General features: G+C 72.5%; 14 protein-coding genes. 6 read left to right on the top strand and 8 right to left on the bottom strand.

Annotated elements, in window-relative coordinates:
• Positions 1-15: 15 nt before the first annotated feature.
• Both ACGWYJ_RS27505 and ACGWYJ_RS27500 read right to left on the bottom strand, forming a co-directional pair.
• A complete protein-coding gene (locus ACGWYJ_RS27505; protein WP_395109245.1) occupies positions 16-189 on the bottom strand; it encodes a hypothetical protein in 174 nt (57 codons plus the stop codon).
• Between the two features lie 115 nt (positions 190-304).
• Complete coding sequence (locus tag ACGWYJ_RS27500) at positions 305-910, bottom strand: TetR/AcrR family transcriptional regulator (RefSeq protein WP_395109244.1); 606 nt, start codon at positions 908-910, stop codon at positions 305-307.
• Positions 911-1,002: 92 nt separating this feature from the next.
• Here ACGWYJ_RS27500 and groL point away from each other — a divergent pair, with 92 nt between their 5' ends.
• Genes groL through ACGWYJ_RS27485 form a run of 3 tightly spaced genes read left to right on the top strand, consistent with a single transcriptional unit; the run spans position 1,003 to position 4,749 of the window.
• The gene (gene groL / locus ACGWYJ_RS27495) at positions 1,003-2,625 is read left to right on the top strand and encodes a chaperonin GroEL (protein ID WP_395109243.1); all 1,623 of its coding nucleotides are present in this window, start codon (positions 1,003-1,005) and stop codon (positions 2,623-2,625) included.
• 52 nt (positions 2,626-2,677) lie between these two features.
• A complete protein-coding gene (locus ACGWYJ_RS27490) occupies positions 2,678-3,646 on the top strand; it encodes a pirin family protein (RefSeq protein WP_395109242.1) in 969 nt (322 codons plus the stop codon).
• Between the two features lie 53 nt (positions 3,647-3,699).
• Positions 3,700-4,749 (top strand): biotin/lipoate A/B protein ligase family protein, encoded by a 1,050-nt coding sequence (locus ACGWYJ_RS27485; protein WP_395109241.1) that lies wholly within the window; start codon positions 3,700-3,702, stop codon positions 4,747-4,749.
• A gap of 3 nt (positions 4,750-4,752) precedes the next feature.
• On the opposite strand, the gene ACGWYJ_RS27480 is transcribed toward ACGWYJ_RS27485, so the two are convergent.
• The gene (locus ACGWYJ_RS27480) at positions 4,753-5,559 is read right to left on the bottom strand and encodes a DoxX family protein (RefSeq protein ID WP_395109239.1); all 807 of its coding nucleotides are present in this window, start codon (positions 5,557-5,559) and stop codon (positions 4,753-4,755) included.
• Between the two features lie 150 nt (positions 5,560-5,709).
• Here ACGWYJ_RS27480 and ACGWYJ_RS27475 point away from each other — a divergent pair, with 150 nt between their 5' ends.
• On the top strand, positions 5,710-7,194 hold the full coding sequence (locus ACGWYJ_RS27475; RefSeq protein WP_395109237.1) for a TerD family protein: 1,485 nt from the start codon (positions 5,710-5,712) through the stop codon (positions 7,192-7,194).
• Between the two features lie 18 nt (positions 7,195-7,212).
• Here ACGWYJ_RS27475 and ACGWYJ_RS27470 read toward each other — a convergent pair whose 3' ends face one another.
• Positions 7,213-7,842: an endonuclease gene (locus tag ACGWYJ_RS27470; RefSeq protein WP_395109236.1), complete on the bottom strand. Its 630-nt coding sequence runs from the start codon at positions 7,840-7,842 to the stop codon at positions 7,213-7,215.
• Between the two features lie 78 nt (positions 7,843-7,920).
• A complete protein-coding gene (locus ACGWYJ_RS27465) occupies positions 7,921-8,631 on the bottom strand; it encodes a ribonuclease HII (protein ID WP_395109296.1) in 711 nt (236 codons plus the stop codon).
• Between the two features lie 275 nt (positions 8,632-8,906).
• Here ACGWYJ_RS27465 and ACGWYJ_RS27460 point away from each other — a divergent pair, with 275 nt between their 5' ends.
• Positions 8,907-11,489, top strand: a complete 2,583-nt coding sequence (locus ACGWYJ_RS27460) for an AAA family ATPase (protein ID WP_395109235.1) — start codon at positions 8,907-8,909, stop codon at positions 11,487-11,489.
• A gap of 63 nt (positions 11,490-11,552) precedes the next feature.
• Complete coding sequence (locus tag ACGWYJ_RS27455; RefSeq protein ID WP_395109234.1) at positions 11,553-12,245, top strand: histidine phosphatase family protein; 693 nt, start codon at positions 11,553-11,555, stop codon at positions 12,243-12,245.
• A 21-nt stretch (positions 12,246-12,266) separates the two neighbouring features.
• Here ACGWYJ_RS27455 and ACGWYJ_RS27450 read toward each other — a convergent pair whose 3' ends face one another.
• The 3 genes from ACGWYJ_RS27450 to ACGWYJ_RS27440 are packed head-to-tail and all read right to left on the bottom strand — an operon-like array spanning position 12,267 to position 14,487.
• On the bottom strand, positions 12,267-13,115 hold the full coding sequence (locus ACGWYJ_RS27450) for a biotin-dependent carboxyltransferase family protein (RefSeq protein ID WP_395109233.1): 849 nt from the start codon (positions 13,113-13,115) through the stop codon (positions 12,267-12,269).
• The gene (gene pxpB / locus ACGWYJ_RS27445) at positions 13,112-13,747 is read right to left on the bottom strand and encodes a 5-oxoprolinase subunit PxpB (protein ID WP_395109232.1); all 636 of its coding nucleotides are present in this window, start codon (positions 13,745-13,747) and stop codon (positions 13,112-13,114) included. The genes ACGWYJ_RS27450 and pxpB overlap by 4 nt, the downstream gene beginning before the upstream one ends.
• Complete coding sequence (locus tag ACGWYJ_RS27440; protein WP_395109230.1) at positions 13,744-14,487, bottom strand: LamB/YcsF family protein; 744 nt, start codon at positions 14,485-14,487, stop codon at positions 13,744-13,746. Before ACGWYJ_RS27440 ends, pxpB begins: the two co-directional genes overlap by 4 nt.
• Between the last annotated feature and the right edge of the window lie 49 nt (positions 14,488-14,536).

Here is a 14,536-nt window from a genome sequence, read left to right as displayed (position 1 = left end):
CGTTGGGTGGGCGACTCAGAACATTCCGTTCGGGACCAGTGCGGCTTCGGGCACGCGCTGGACCACGTCCCAGTGCTCGACGATCCGCCCGTCCTCCAGGCGCCGGATGTCGACGACCGCGAGACCGCGCTCGTCCCCGGGCGGGAACGACGCCCCTTGAGGGTCCGGACCTCGGCGCCGATATCGCACTGCCCGTTCTCGATGACCTCGCCGTCGAGGCGTACTTCCCCGCCGACGACCCCTCCGCGAGGAGGCGGGTACGGCGTGGTGATGACGGGCGGTGCGGTCCGGTGGCGGGCCCTTTTCAATCGCCGGGTGCCGGTACGGCCTGGAGGACGGGGCGCAGGGCCGTCTTGAGGACGGTCGCGAAGGGGACGGTGTCGTCGCCGTTGATCCAGTGACGGGCCGCCACGCGGACGGCGCCGGCGATGGCGGCGGCCATGACCTGCGGGTACAGGTCGTCCTTCGTGGTGCCGGCGCGTTCGGCGATGGCGGCGGCCAGGGGTTCCTCGGCGGTGGTGAACGCCTTCAGGGCCTCGCCCTCCAGCGCCGGGGTGGACATGATCATGCGCAGGCCGGCCCTGTCGGGTTCGGCATCGCCGTAGTGGCCGGTCACGGCGGCGGCGATGGCCTGGGGGAGTGGTTCGTCCGCGGGACGTGCCAGGAGCGCGCGGCCCAGGCGCCGGGCGCGGTCGGACTCGACGGCGCAGATCGCCTCTTCCCGGCTGGAGAAGTAGTTGTTGTAGGTGCGGGGTGACACCCCTGCGGCGTCGGCGATGTCGCGCACGCGTACGAGGGCGAGTCCTTCGGGTCCCTGTTCCACCGCCAGGCGCAGCGCCGCCGAGCTGATCGCTTCGCGCGTGGCCCGCTTGTGCCGGGCCCGCATGTCCACGGGGTCGTCGTCGTTCACGATCCGCACTCTACCCTTTTTTGCGTGATACGCATATAGTGCGTGACACGCAAGTTGTTGCGCCGCCCGAAGAGCGAACCGGAGGAGACGCAGTGGCCGCGAAGATGATCGCGTTCGACGAGGAGGCCCGCAGGGGTCTTGAGCGCGGGATGAACCAGCTCGCCGATGCCGTGAAGGTGACCCTTGGTCCCAAGGGCCGCAACGTGGTGTTGGAGAAGAAGTGGGGCGCTCCGACGATCACCAATGACGGGGTGTCGATCGCCAGGGAGATCGAGCTGGAGGACCCCTGGGAGAGGATCGGCGGCGAGCTGGTCAAGGAGGTCGCCAAGAAGACCGACGACGTCGCCGGTGACGGCACCACCACCGCCACCGTCCTGGCTCAGGCGCTGGTGCGCGAGGGCCTGCGCAACGTGGCCGCGGGCGCCAACCCGATGGCCTTGAAGCGGGGCATCGAGCACGCGGTGGAGCGCGTCGGCGAGGAGCTCTCCCGGATCGCCAGGGACGTGGAGACCAGGGAGCAGATCGCCTCCACCGCGTCCATCTCGGCCGGTGACCCGCTGATCGGCGAGATGATCGCAGAGGCGATGGACAAGGTCGGCAAGGAAGGCGTCATCACCGTCGAGGAGAGCAACACCTTCGGGCTGGAGCTGGAGCTCACCGAGGGCATGCGCTTCGACAAGGGCTATGTGGCGCCGCAGTTCATGACCGATCCCGACCGGCTCGAGGCGGTGCTGGACGACCCGTACGTCCTGCTGGTGGGCTCCAAGGTGTCCGCGAACAGGGACCTGCTGCCGGTGCTGGAGGCCGTCATGCGGTCCGGCAGGCCGCTGCTGGTCATCGCCGAGGACATCGAGGGCGAGGCGTTCGCCACGCTGCTGCTCAACAAGGTCCGCGGCGTGTTCAAGTCGGTGGCCGTGAAGGCGCCGGGCTTCGGCGACCGCCGCAAGGCGATGCTGGGCGACATCGCCGTCCTCACCGGCGGCCAGGTCATCAGCGAGGACGTGGGTCTGACACTGGAGAACACCACCCTCGACATGCTGGGCCAGGCCAAGCGGGTGGTGGTCACCAAGGACGAGACCACGATCGTTGACGGCGCCGGTGACGCCGGCGAGATCGCGGGCCGGGTGAACCAGATCCGGACCGAGATCGACTCGACCGACTCCGACTACGACCGCGAGAAGCTGCGGGAGCGGCTGGCCAAGCTGGTCGGCGGTGTCGCGGTCATCAAGGCCGGTGCGGCGACCGAGGTCGAGCTCAAGGAGCGCAAGCACCGCATCGAGGACGCGGTGCGCAACGCCAAGGCCGCGGTCGAGGAGGGCATCGTCCCCGGCGGTGGTGTGGCGCTGCTCCAGGCGTCCGCGAGGGCGTTCGGCACGGTCGAGCTGGACGGGGACGAGGCCACCGGCGCCGCGATCGTCCGGTGCGCCCTGGAGGAGCCGCTCAAGCAGATCGCGGTCAACGCCGGTCTGGAAGGCGGCGTCGTGGTGGAACGCGTCCGCCACCTGCCCCCTGGACAGGGTCTCGACGCGGCCACCGGCGAGTACGTCGACCTGTTCGCCGCCGGGATCATCGACCCGGCCAAGGTGACCCGGTCGGCGCTGCGGAACGCCGCGTCCATCGCCGCGCTGTTCCTCACCACCGAAGCGGTCATCACCGAAAGGCCCGAGCAGGACAAGGCCCCGGCCGGTGACCCGAGCGCCGGAATGGACTTCTGACGTCCACCGCCGGCGGACCGCGACGTATTGTCGGGGGGACGGAGGGGGCAGGGTGAGCGATCTTCAGTTGCGGCCGGCGCCGGTGGTGACCGGTGGGCGGGAGCATGTCGCGGCGGGTCCGGTGCATGAGCTGCTGGCGTCCCGGCGGGTGCCGTTGGGTGAGAGCACCGTGGTGCGCAGGCTGCTGCCCAGCCTGGGCAGGCGGATGGTCGGCGCGTGGTGCTTCGTCGATCACTACGGGCCGGACGACATCGTCGACCAGCCCGGGATGCAGGTGCCGCCGCACCCGCACATCGGGTTGCAGACGGTGAGCTGGCTGCACGCGGGCGAGGTGCTGCACCGCGACAGCGTCGGCAGCCTCCAGTTGGTGCGGCCGAAGGAGCTCGGGCTGATGACGGCGGGGCGGGCGATCGCGCACTCGGAGGAGTCGCCGCGCGAGCACGCCCCGTTCCTGCACGGCGCGCAGCTGTGGGTGGCGCTGCCGGACGAGCACCGGCACGTGGAGCCGGCGTTCGAGCACCACGCCGATCTCCCGGTGGTCACCGGGCCCGGGTTCGAGGCGACCGTGATGCTCGGCGAGCTGGACGGGACGGTGTCGCCCGGCACCACCTACACGCCGATCGCCGGTGCCGACATCACGCTGCGCGAGGACGTGGAGGTCCGGCTTCCCGTGGAGCCCGACTTCGAGTACGCGGCGCTGACCATGTCGGGGATCGTCGAGGTGGACGGGGAGCGCGTCGACCCCGGCTCGATGCTCTACCTCGGGGCGGGCCGGGACGTGCTGCCGTTGCGGGCCGCGGACGGGACCGGCGAGCTGGTGCTGCTGGGCGGTGAGCCGTTCGAGGAGAAGCTGATCATGTGGTGGAACTTCGTCGGGCGGAGCGGGGAGGAGATCGCCCGTGCCCGCGCCGACTGGGTGAACGGCGACCGGTTCGGCGAGGTCCACGGGTTCGAGGGGGAGCCCGTTCCCGCCCCGCCGCTGCCAGCGACCCCGCTCAAGCCCCGCGGCCGCACCCGCTGAGGCGCCCGAAATATACGGAATTGGGTGGTGCTGGGCGCGGTTTCACCAGTGTGATGCACGGTGAGTACAAGATGCCCGGCGGCAAGCTCGTCGTCGCCGACGTCGAGGTGGAGGACGGGCTGCTGCGGGCGCCGCGGATCAGCGGCGACTTCTTCCTGGAGCCGGACGAGGCTCTAGAGGCGATCAACGCGGCGCTGGACGGCCGGCCCGCCGGGTTGGAGGCGCGCGAGCTGGCCGCCCGGATCGAACGGGAACTGCCCCGCGACACGGTGATGCTGGGCGTGTCCGCCGAGGCCATCGCGATCGCGGTGCGGCGCGCCGTGACCCGCGCCTCCGACTGGCATGACCATGAATGGCGGCTCGTTCACGAACCCCCGCAGGAACCGGTGCTGCACATGGCGCTGGACCAGGTGCTCGCCGAGGAGGTCGGCGTGGGCCGGCGTCCCCCGACCCTGCGGATCTGGGAGTGGGCCTCGCCCGCCGTGATCATCGGCAGCTTCCAGTCGCTGCGCAACGAGGTGGACCCCGACGGCGCGAAGCGCCACGGGGTGGAGGTGGTCCGCAGGATCAGCGGCGGCGGCGCGATGTTCGTCGAGCCGGGCAACACCATCACCTACTCGCTGTACGTGCCGGAGTCGCTGGTCGCCGGGATGTCGTTCGCCGAGAGTTACGCGTTCCTGGACGACTGGGTGCTGGGCGCGCTGGGCGAGCTGGGTGTCCGGGCGTGGTACCAGCCGCTCAACGACATCACCTCCGACCAGGGGAAGATCGGCGGCGCGGCGCAGAAGCGGCTGGCGTCGGGCGCGGTGCTGCACCACGTGACGATGGCCTACGACATCGACGCCGCGAAGATGCTGGAGATCCTGCGGATCGGCAGGGAGAAGCTGTCGGGGAAGGGCGTCGCCAGCGCGGCCAAGCGGGTGGACCCGCTGCGCCGCCAGACCGGCCTGCCCCGCGAGGAGATCATCGAGCGGATGGTCGGGCACTTCCGCCGCCGGTACGGGCTGGTGGAGGGGACGCTCGCCGACGACGAGCTGCGCGCGGCCGAGAAGCTGGTGGGGGAGAAGTTCGCCACCGAGTGGTGGACCGCCCGCGTCCCCTGAGGCTCAGGACGAGGCCTCGCCGGTGTTCCGCTTCATCGGCTGGGTGTCGGAACGGCGCCGGCGCGGCGACTTGCGCCGCCCGGCGACCAGGGTGTCGTCCTCCGTCCCCCGCGTACCCGACACGATGTCGCTGGCCAGCCGGGCGTCCTGTCCCGCCGGGGACGACGAGGGCGACGAGGACGAGGGGCGCGCGGCCGCCTCGGGCGGCGTCGGAGCCGAGCCCTTCCCGCCGCTCTTGGACGACGACCTCTTCGGCTTCTCCAGGGCGGGGGCCGGTGCCTCCTCCTCGGCCGCGCGCAGCGCCTCGACGAAGCTCTGGCCGTCGTCCTCCTCCTCGTCCCGCGTACGGCGCGGGCGCCGCAGCCCGCGCGGACGGCCGGACCCGCCCCGGTCGAGCAGGAAGTGCTGGACGGACAGGCGCCCACCGTCGCCGACGGCGAGGAGCAGGCTCGCCACGCCGAGCACCACGACCAGTTCGTAGCCGTTGAGCGCGGCCGTCCCGGTCTCGTTCACCACGAACAGGCCGTTGCCGGCGTGCACGAACACCAGCGCGCCCAGCATGTCCACGAACAGCAGCGCGCCGACGACCGGCAGCCCGATCCCGGCGATCAGCAGCGTGCCGCCCAGCAGTTCGACGAACGTCGCGTACACGGCCGCGCCGGTGGGGAAGGGCACGCCCAGCCCATCGAACCAGCGGCCGGTCGCGGTGACGCCCACCTCGATCTTCTGCCATCCGTGCGCCACGAAGACGGCGCCGACGCCGAGACGGGCGAGCAGGGCCACGACGTCGTACAGCGGTCGAGAGCGCATGCGCTCGGCTCCTTCCACGCCCCGGCGAGGGGACCGGGGCCTGACCGTCGAGTATGACGCTCGCCGCGCGGATCGCGCGAGTCGTCCAGGTGGTGACCTGTCCCTTCGGGGCCATAGGTTGGGGGTGCCGAACGATGAGGAGGAGCGTTCATGTCCATGCAGAAGGGCGCCAACACACCGGTCCAGGCGACGTCCGTCAAGGTCGAGCTGGGCTGGCGGAGCGGACCCGGCGTGCCAGACGCGGACGCCTCCGCGCTGCTGCTCACCGAGGCGGGGAGGGTCCGGTCGGACGACGACTTCGTGTTCTACAACCAGCCGTCGCACCGCTCGGGCGCCGTCCGCCACGAGGGCAAGCAGCAGGGGCCGACCGTACGGGACGTGCTGGCGGTCGATCTGAACGGCGTCGAGCCCGATATCGACCGGATCGTGATCGCGGCCTCGGCGGACGGCGGGACCTTCGGTAGCTTCCAGGGCCTCTACGTGCGGCTGCTGGACGCCGCGTCCGGCTCCGAGGTGGCGAGGTTCGACAACCCCGGCGCGACGACCGAGACCGCGTTCGTCCTGGGCGAGCTGTACCGGAGGCAGGGCGCGTGGAAGTTCCGCGCGGTCGGCCAGGGCTACGACTCGGGCCTCGCCGGTCTGGCCACCGACTTCGGCATCACCGTCGACGAGCCGTCCCCGGCGCCCGCTCCTCCCGCGCCCGCGCCCGCTTCGGCTCCGGCACCTCCGCCGCCCGCGCCGCCCGCGCCGCCCGTTCCCGAGCCGCAGTACGCGCCACCCGGCCCGGCGCCCGTGCCGCCCCCGCCCCCCGGCCAGTACCCGCCTCCTCCCAGCCAGTACCCGCCGCCCCCTGGGCAGTACCCGCCTCCTCCTGGGCAGCACACGCCGCCCCCGCCCCCTGGCCAGTACCCCCCGCCTCCCGGCCAGTACCCGCCGCCGCCCACCGCGCCCGTCCCGCCGCCCGTCCCGCCGCCCGCTCCTCCCGTCCAGCAGCAGGCGCCCGGCGGCACGGTCTCGCTGACCAAGAACTCGCCCTCGGTGTCGCTCACCAAGCACGGCGCCCGGGGCGGCAACATGCGGGTCAACCTCAACTGGACCGCCAGGGAGGGCGCCGCCAAGGGGCTGATGGGCAAGCTGCGCCGCGGCGTCGACCTCGACCTCGACCTGTGCTGCCTGTGGGAGCTGCGGGACGGGCGCAAGGGCATCATCCACGCCCTCGGCGACTTCGGCGCCCTGAACCGCCCCCCGTACATCCAACTGGACCGCGACGACCGGTCCGGCGCGGTGGCCACCGGCGAGAACCTGACGATCAACCTGGACCACACCAACGACTTCAAGCGGATCCTGGTGTTCGCCGAGATCTACGACGGCGCCGACGACTTCCGCGGCCTGGAGTCGGTCGCCACCCTGTACCCGGTCGGCGCCCCGCCGATCGAGATGCGCACCGGCGACTGCGTGGACGCCTCGCGCGACGTCGTCCTCGCCCTGATCGAGAACATCAACGGCGAGCTGGTGGTGCGCCGCGAGGGTCGGTACATCCTGCCGCCGCCCGGCCGTCCGCGCTGGGGCAAGATGTCGGTCGACCAGGCGTACGGCTGGAACCTGGAATGGGTGGCCGCCAGGGGCAAGGACTGACGCCCCGGCGGCTCGCGGTCACGAGGTGACGGCCTCGGCCAGCCTCTTGTCGCGGGCCGCGCGCACCAGGGCGGCGGCGAAGCGGCCCAGGTCCTTGTCGGGGACCTGGTCGGCGAGCTTCTCGGGGGCGGTGGGCAGGCCCAGCCTGTCGGCCCCCTTCTGCGCCTGGGGGTCGAAGTAGGGACGGAGCCAGGGCCACACGGTCTGCGCCTCGCGGCAGAAGATGTCGACTCCGGTCGGGCCGATGCCCTTGAACTCCTTGAGCAGGTCGGCGGCCCGGTCCCTGTCGCGTTCCGCCTCGATCGGGAGCCTGCGCAGGTCGCCGTCGTACTTGTCCTGGACGAGCTCGGCCATCTCGCCGAGCCGCGTCGCGGTGCTCTCGTCGTACCGGACGTAGTGGCCGCGGCCGAGCGCGTTCACCCGTTCCTGCCAGGTCAGCCTGCTCATGCCGCGCGGGGTGCCGCCCCCGGCCTTGAACAGTTCCCTGGCCGCGGCCAGGGCGATCCCGGCCGTGATGCGGGTGCTCATCAGGTTGGCCAGCACGAGCAGCTTGAAGAGGGCGGCGGGCTGGTCCTTCAGCGGGATCCCGGCCTCTTCGGCGAAGGTGTGACCCGCCTCACGCATCAGCTTCTTCACGACGGCTTGCATGGAGGCACCTCCCTCTCCGGGGCACCTACCCATGAAGGCCGGGATGACTCAATCCTCGGCCGGACCGGCGGGCACGGCTCAGAGGAGGCTGAGCTGGCCCTCACCGGCCGACGGGTCGCGGTGCTTCTTCAGATGCCGCCAGCGCGGCAGATCGTCCAGGTAGGACCAGGACATCCGGTGGTGCGGCGTCGGCCCCCGCTCCTCCAGCGCCTTCTGGTGGACCGGGGACGGGTACCCGGCCGCGTCGGCGAACCCGTATCCGGGGTACTCGCCCTCCAGCGCCGCCATGAGCCGGTCCCGGTGGACCTTGGCCAGGACGGAGGCGGCGGCCACCGTGACCGAGCGCTGGTCGGCCTTGACCTCGCAGCGGACCGGCCACCGGCCGCCGAGATAGTCGTGCGCGCCGTCCAGGATCACCAGGTCGGGCCGCACCGGCAACGCCTCCAGGGCCCGGACGGCGGCGCGGCGCAGCGCCTCGGTCATGCCCAGCTCGTCGATCTCCTCGGGGGACGCGGCGCCGATCCCGTGCCCGGCCAGCCAGCCCGGCAGCACCTCCGCGAAACGCTCCCTGTGCGCGGCGGTGAGCAGCTTGGAGTCGGTGAGGCCGATCGTGCGGCCACCGCGTCCGGGCAGCTCGGGCGGAGGGCTCAGGTCGGTGACGGCGGCGCCGACGACCACGGGACCCGCCCAGGCGCCGCGCCCGACCTCGTCCACTCCCGCGATCAGCGGTACGGCGCGACCGCGGCCACGCCTCCTCGGGGGGAGCGCCGAGCACAGTTCCTCTTCGATCGTGTACCCGGCGGCCTGCCGCCCCGCGGTCGCGTTCCCGGCCGCCTCCCGGCCCTCGAAACCCTCGAAACCCTCCAGAGCGGTGAGTCCGTCCAGAGGGGACGGGTCGGGGGCGGCGGTGTCGGCGTCGGTCAACTCGGTTCTCCACGGGGCGGGGATACGGTCCCGCTCGATGGTAGGGCCGTCCCGGGTGCGGCCCGAACGCCTTGCCACAAATCAACGAACCCTTGCCGGGGAGTCCCGTTCCGACGGTCACTGCGCTTTACTCGCCTTGTATGGCTGCGTTCAGGAGATCCCGGACTCGCCCCGCGGTGGGGACCGCGGCGCGGGATCTTTTCGAGCGCGTCCGCTGGCGCTACTTCCAGATCCAGCCGGGGCTGCGGTTCCTGGCGGGCGCCCTGCTGGTCGCGCTGGTGGTCGCGGGCACCGTGCTGCTGAAGGGGCTCTCTCCGGCCGCGGTCGGCGCGGGCGCGTTCACCGTGATCGGCATCGTGGTGGTCCATCTGATCATGCGGTCGCCGGCGGGCATGGCGGTGGTGTCGCTCCTGTCTTGCTGGCTGGTGGTGTCGGTTCCGCTGGGGGACCTGTATCCGGAGCAGCCCGGCCGCCCCTACCTGGACGCGACCCCGCTGCTCGCGTTGCTGGCCCTGCCGGTGGCGTTCGTGGCGCTGCGGCTGCGCGGGTACGCGCCGTGGCGGACCGCGTTACTCTCCCTGGGCGCGGCGGGCGTGGTGACGGCGGCCATGGCGAGTCCCTTCCCCGGCCTGCACGTGGTACCGGCGTGGGTGGCGGCGCTGGCCGTGCTCGGCTACCGGTGGGACCAGGCCAGGCGTGCCGTACCGGCCGAGGCGTACGAGACCGGGTGGGTCCAGGAGCAGTCGAGCTCCAAGGCAGACGGCAAGGGAGAGGGCTCCGAGGAGACCGGCCGGAAGCCGACCCCGGCCCGGCCGCGCCGCCCCCCGAACCCCGGCGCCGACCCGAACCCGGCGCCTAACAGAGGCGCGTCCACCGGCACGGACGGCGTCCCCGCGGCGACGCGGGCCGCGTACGAGCAGCGAGTCGCCTCCCGGGACACCGAGCCCGCCACGTCCACCACAGAAGAAGGCGACGACGGCGGGCACCCGCGGATCTCCGTCGCCGAGGCGCTCGCCGAACTGGACGCGATGATCGGCCTGGCCCCGGTGAAACGGCAGGTCAGATCGATCGCCGCCTCGATCGAGGCGGCGCATCTGCGGGCCGCGGCCGGGGTGCCGACCGAGAAGCCGATGCGGCACTTCGTGTTCGTGGGCCCGTCCGGCACCGGCAAGACCACCGTGGCCCGCGTGCTCGCCAAGATCTTCTACGCGTTCGGGCTGCTGCCGACCCCCGAGGTGGTGGAGGCGCACCGGGCCGACCTGGTCGGCGAGTTCCTCGGCGCCACCGCGCTCAAGACCAACCGGCTGATCGACTCGGCGCTGGGCGGCGTGCTGTTCGTGGACGAGGCGTACGCGCTGGTCAACTCGGCCGAGGGCCAGCCGGACCGGTTCGGCAACGAGGCGGTGCAGACGCTGCTGAAGCGGGCCGAGGACGACCGCGACCGGCTGGTGATCATCCTGGCCGGGTACGAGGCGCAGATGACCGAGTTCCTGGACTCCAACCCGGGCCTGGCCTCCCGGTTCGGCACCCGGGTGCACTTCCCGTCCTACCGTCCCCGCGAGCTGCTGAGCATCGCCGAGTACCACACGGGCCTGCGCGACGACCGGCTGGACGAGGAGGCGCGGCGGCGGCTGGTCGCCAGGTTCGAGGAGGTGGAGCGCCGCGGGATCGTCGACGAGCTGGGCAACGGCCGGTTCGTCCGGACGCTGACCGAGGCCGCCGCCCGCGCCCGCGACGTGCGGGTGGTCGGGAACGCGCCCGCCGCCGGAGGCCGCACCCCCACCGCCGAGGACCTGGTCACCGTGCGCGCCGAGGACATCGACACCGCCTACGCCGAGGTCACCGAGCGCTACCGCGGCTACGCCGAGACGCCCACGCTGGACGAGGCGCTGGGCTCCCTGGACGCGATGATCGGTCTCGCCCCGGTGAAACGGCAGGTCCGGGAGATCGCCGCGCAGCTCCAGGTGGCCCGGATGCGGCAGGACCAGGGCCTGGTCACCCGCCCGCCCACCCGGCACTTCGTGTTCACCGGGCCGCCCGGCACCGGCAAGACCACCGTGGCCCGGGTCCTCGGCCGGATCTTCGCCGCGCTCGGCCTGCTCGCCCGTCCCTCCGTGGTGGAGTGCCAGCGCGCCGACCTGGTCGGCGAGCATCTCGGCGCCACCGCGCTCAAGACCAACAAGGTGATCGACTCGGCGCTGGGCGGGGTGCTGTTCGTGGACGAGGCGTACTCGCTGGTCAACCCGGGCTACGGCGGCGGCGACGCGTTCGGCTCCGAGGCGGTGCAGACGCTGCTGAAACGGGCCGAGGACGACCGCGACCGGCTGGTCATCGTGCTGGCGGGCTACGAGGCCGACATGGACCGCTTCCTGTCCTCCAACCCCGGCCTGGCGTCCCGGTTCGACGTCCGGGTCGGCTTCCCGTCCTACGGCCCCGACGAGCTGCTGCGGATCGCCCAGCTCATCGCCGAGGAGAGCGGGGACCGCTGGGAGGAGACCGCGCTGGACGACCTCGCGTTGCTGTTCCAGCGGGTCTGCGGCCTGGGACGCATCGACGAGCTGGGCAACGGCCGCTTCGCCCGGTCCATCTACGAGAAGGCGTGCGCGTCGCGGGCGTTGCGCGCCGCCGAACTGGGATCCGCCGCGACCGCCGCAGACCTGACCGTCCTCACGGTGGACGACGTGCACGCCGCGTACTCCGAGCTCACGCACCGCCTCGGCTGAAACCGGCCCTCAACGGGGCGATCGCACCCCTGTCGCGCCTTCTGATCGTTTAGGGTGCGGGGCGTGGCTGATGAGGAATCGACCGCCTACCACCAGCGGCCCTACACCCCGCCCCCCGGCGCCGCCGAGCTTCTGCTGATCCGGCACGGCGCGTCCGAGGCCGCCGATCCGAACCGCCCGTTCCCCTTGGTCGACGGCCAGGGCGATCCGGCACTCGCGCGTGAGGGACGCGAACAGGCGGATCTCCTCGCCGACCGGCTCGGCAAGGAGCGCGTCGACGCCATCTACGTCACCACCCTCCGCCGTACCGTCCAGACCGCCGCGCCGCTGGCGTCCCGGCTCGGCCTGGACCCCGTCGTCGAGCCGGATCTGCGCGAAGTCCACCTGGGCGAATGGGAAGGCGGCCTGTTCCGTGTCCGCGTCGCGGCGGACGACCCGGTGGCACGCCGCCTCTTCACCGAGGAACGCTGGGACGTCATCCCCGGCGCCGAGCCCATGCGCTCGTTCGAGACCCGCGTGAAGGACGCCCTCGACCGCATCGCCGCCGCCCACCCCGATCAGCGGGTCGCCGTCGTCACCCACGGCGGCGTCATCGCCCAAGCCGTGGCGACGGCCACCGGATCCCGCCCGTTCGCGTTCCTGGCCCCCGACAACTGCTCCATCTCCCGCCTGGTCGTCCTGAACGGGCTGTGGTCCATCCGCGGCTACAACGACATAGCGCACCTTCCCCACAGCGCCCCCGAACCCCTCACCTGACCGGGCTCGCCTTCCAGGGCGCTACATGCGGAAGCGGATGCGCTGGCCTGGACGAAGCTGCGCCGCCGCCGGGACGTCGCGGGTGGCGATCACGGCGATGACCGGGTAGCCGCCCGTCGTCGGGTGGTCGGTGAGGAAAAGGATCGGCAGGCCGTTCGGAGGGACCTGGAGCGCGCCGGTGACCATGCCCTCGCTGCTCAGCTCCCCCTGGCGGGCGCGGGTGAGGGTGGGGCCGTTCAGCCGGACGCCGATCCGGTTGCTCTCCGAGGTGACCTCGTAGGGCTCGGAGGTCAGCGTGGCAAGCGACTCCGGAGTGAACCAGTCGTCGCGTGGCCCCGGGAGCAGACGCAGCTCGGGGATCGGCGGCAGGGCCGGGGAGGGGGCCACGTCCACCTGGATCTCGTCCAGCCCCGCCGTGGGGCCGATGGGGAGGCGGTCGCCGGGGGACAACGGTGCGGGGCCGAGACCGGACAGCAGGTCCGTGGAACGGCTCCCCAAGGTCGGCTCCACGGCCAGCCCACCGCGTACGGCCAGGTAGCTGCGGAGCCCTTCGTGGGGCAGACCCAGCTCGACGGTGTCTCCCGGATTCACGTAGCAGGGCGCGTTCATGCCGCATGGACGCCCGCCGATGCGTACGGGAACCGGCGCCCCGGTGAACGCGACCCACGCTCGGTCCTGGAAACGCACCGCGCCACCGCCCAGCGTGAACTCGATCGCCGCCGCCCCCTCCGGATTGCCGACCAGGCGGTTCGCCAGGCGGAGCGCCCGCTCGTCCGCCGCCCCCGAGTGCGGTACGCCCAGGTGCGCGTGACCCGGGCGTCCCAGGTCCTGGACGGTCGCGAGCGGGCCCGGCCGCACGACCTCGATCACCGGCGGCCCGTCCCGGACACGGGGACGAAACGGACCCGCGTCCCCGGCTGGAGCAGCGACGGCGGATCACGCTTCACGTCCCACAGCGCCAGATCCGTCCGCCCCAGCAGGCGCCAGCCACCCGGAGACCGGGACGGATAGACCGCCGCGTACGGCCCCGCGATCGCGACCGAACCCGCGGGAACGGCCGTGCGCGGCGAATCCCTGCGCGGGACGTGAAGGCTGGGATCCAAGCCCGTCAAGTAGCCGAAACCGGGGGAGAAGCCCAGGTAGGCGACCGTGAACTGAGACCCGGCGTGCCGGGCGACGACCTCGTCCACCGGCAGGCCGGTGAGCCCGGCGACCTCGTCCAGATCCGCGCCGTCGTACACGGTCGGAACCTCGATCGGCGCCCCTTGCCCCGCCACCTGCTCCGGCAACGGCAACGTCGGCAACCGCGCCGCCAGCCGCTCCAGATCACACGCCTCCGGATCGGCCACGACCAGGACCGTGCGCTCACCCGGCACGACGTCCACGACACCCGGCATCGCCGCGTCCCGGATCGCCGCGTTCAACCGGTGCGAAAGCGCCAGATCGCCCGTCTCCACCAGCAGCGCCGCGTCCCCCGCCCTGCGGACCGTCAACCCCGTCATGCGAAGGGCTCCACCTTCACCCCCGCCTCGACCAGCGCCGCACGCACGGCGCGGGCCAACTCCACCGCCCCCGGCGTGTCACCGTGCACGCAGATCGACCGGGCGTCCAAGGCGACCTCGCTCCCGTCCACCGCCACCACCGAACCCCGCGTCGCCATCCGCACGGCACGGTCCACCACGGCCCCCCGATCGTGGATCACCGCCCCCGGCTCGCGCCGCGACACCAGCCTGCCCTCCGGCGTGTACGCGCGATCCGCGAAACACTCGGCCACGACCTTCAACCCGTCCGCCACCCCGAACACCGCGGACCCCGGCAACGTCAGCAACGGCAGCCCAGGATCGTACGCCCGCACCGCGTCCACGACGGCACGGGCCTGCTCCGGATCACGCACGACGCGGTTGTACAGCGCCCCATGCGGCTTCACGTACGCCACCCGTCCCCCCTCGGCACGGGCGATACCGTCCAGCGCCGCGAGCTGGTACAGGACCTCCGCGGTCAGCTCCTCCGCCGCCACCTCCATCTCCCGGCGACCGAAACCCGCCAGATCCCGGTACGACACCTGCGCCCCGATCGTCACCCCACGCTCCACCGCGCCCGCGCACACCCGCCGCATGATCAGCGGATCGCCGGCATGGAACCCGCACGCCACATTGGCGCTGGTGACCACGTCAAGCAACGCCGCATCGTCCCCCAGCACCCACCGCCCGAACCCCTCACCAAGATCCGCATTGATGTCCACAGTCTCATTGTGGGGGGGGCGACCCCCCACACCCCCCGGTGCGGGGTCG

The organism is Actinomadura sp. SCN-SB (assembly GCF_043906805.1).
Classification (GTDB): Bacteria; Actinomycetota; Actinomycetes; order Streptosporangiales; family Streptosporangiaceae; genus Spirillospora.
Note: the sequence above shows the minus strand (reverse complement) of the source record. Positions and strands in the feature narration are given on the sequence as shown.

Coding starts and splice junctions, on each gene's coding strand:
- ACGWYJ_RS27485 (WP_395109241.1), top strand. CDS start 3,700: ATGCACGGTGAGTACAAGATGCCCGGCGGCAAGCTCGTCGTCGCCGAC.
- ACGWYJ_RS27480 (WP_395109239.1), bottom strand. CDS start 5,559: ATGCGCTCTCGACCGCTGTACGACGTCGTGGCCCTGCTCGCCCGTCTC.
- ACGWYJ_RS27475 (WP_395109237.1), top strand. CDS start 5,710: ATGTCCATGCAGAAGGGCGCCAACACACCGGTCCAGGCGACGTCCGTC.
- pxpB (WP_395109232.1), bottom strand. CDS start 13,747: ATGACGGGGTTGACGGTCCGCAGGGCGGGGGACGCGGCGCTGCTGGTG.
- ACGWYJ_RS27470 (WP_395109236.1), bottom strand. CDS start 7,842: ATGCAAGCCGTCGTGAAGAAGCTGATGCGTGAGGCGGGTCACACCTTC.
- ACGWYJ_RS27460 (WP_395109235.1), top strand. CDS start 8,907: ATGGCTGCGTTCAGGAGATCCCGGACTCGCCCCGCGGTGGGGACCGCG.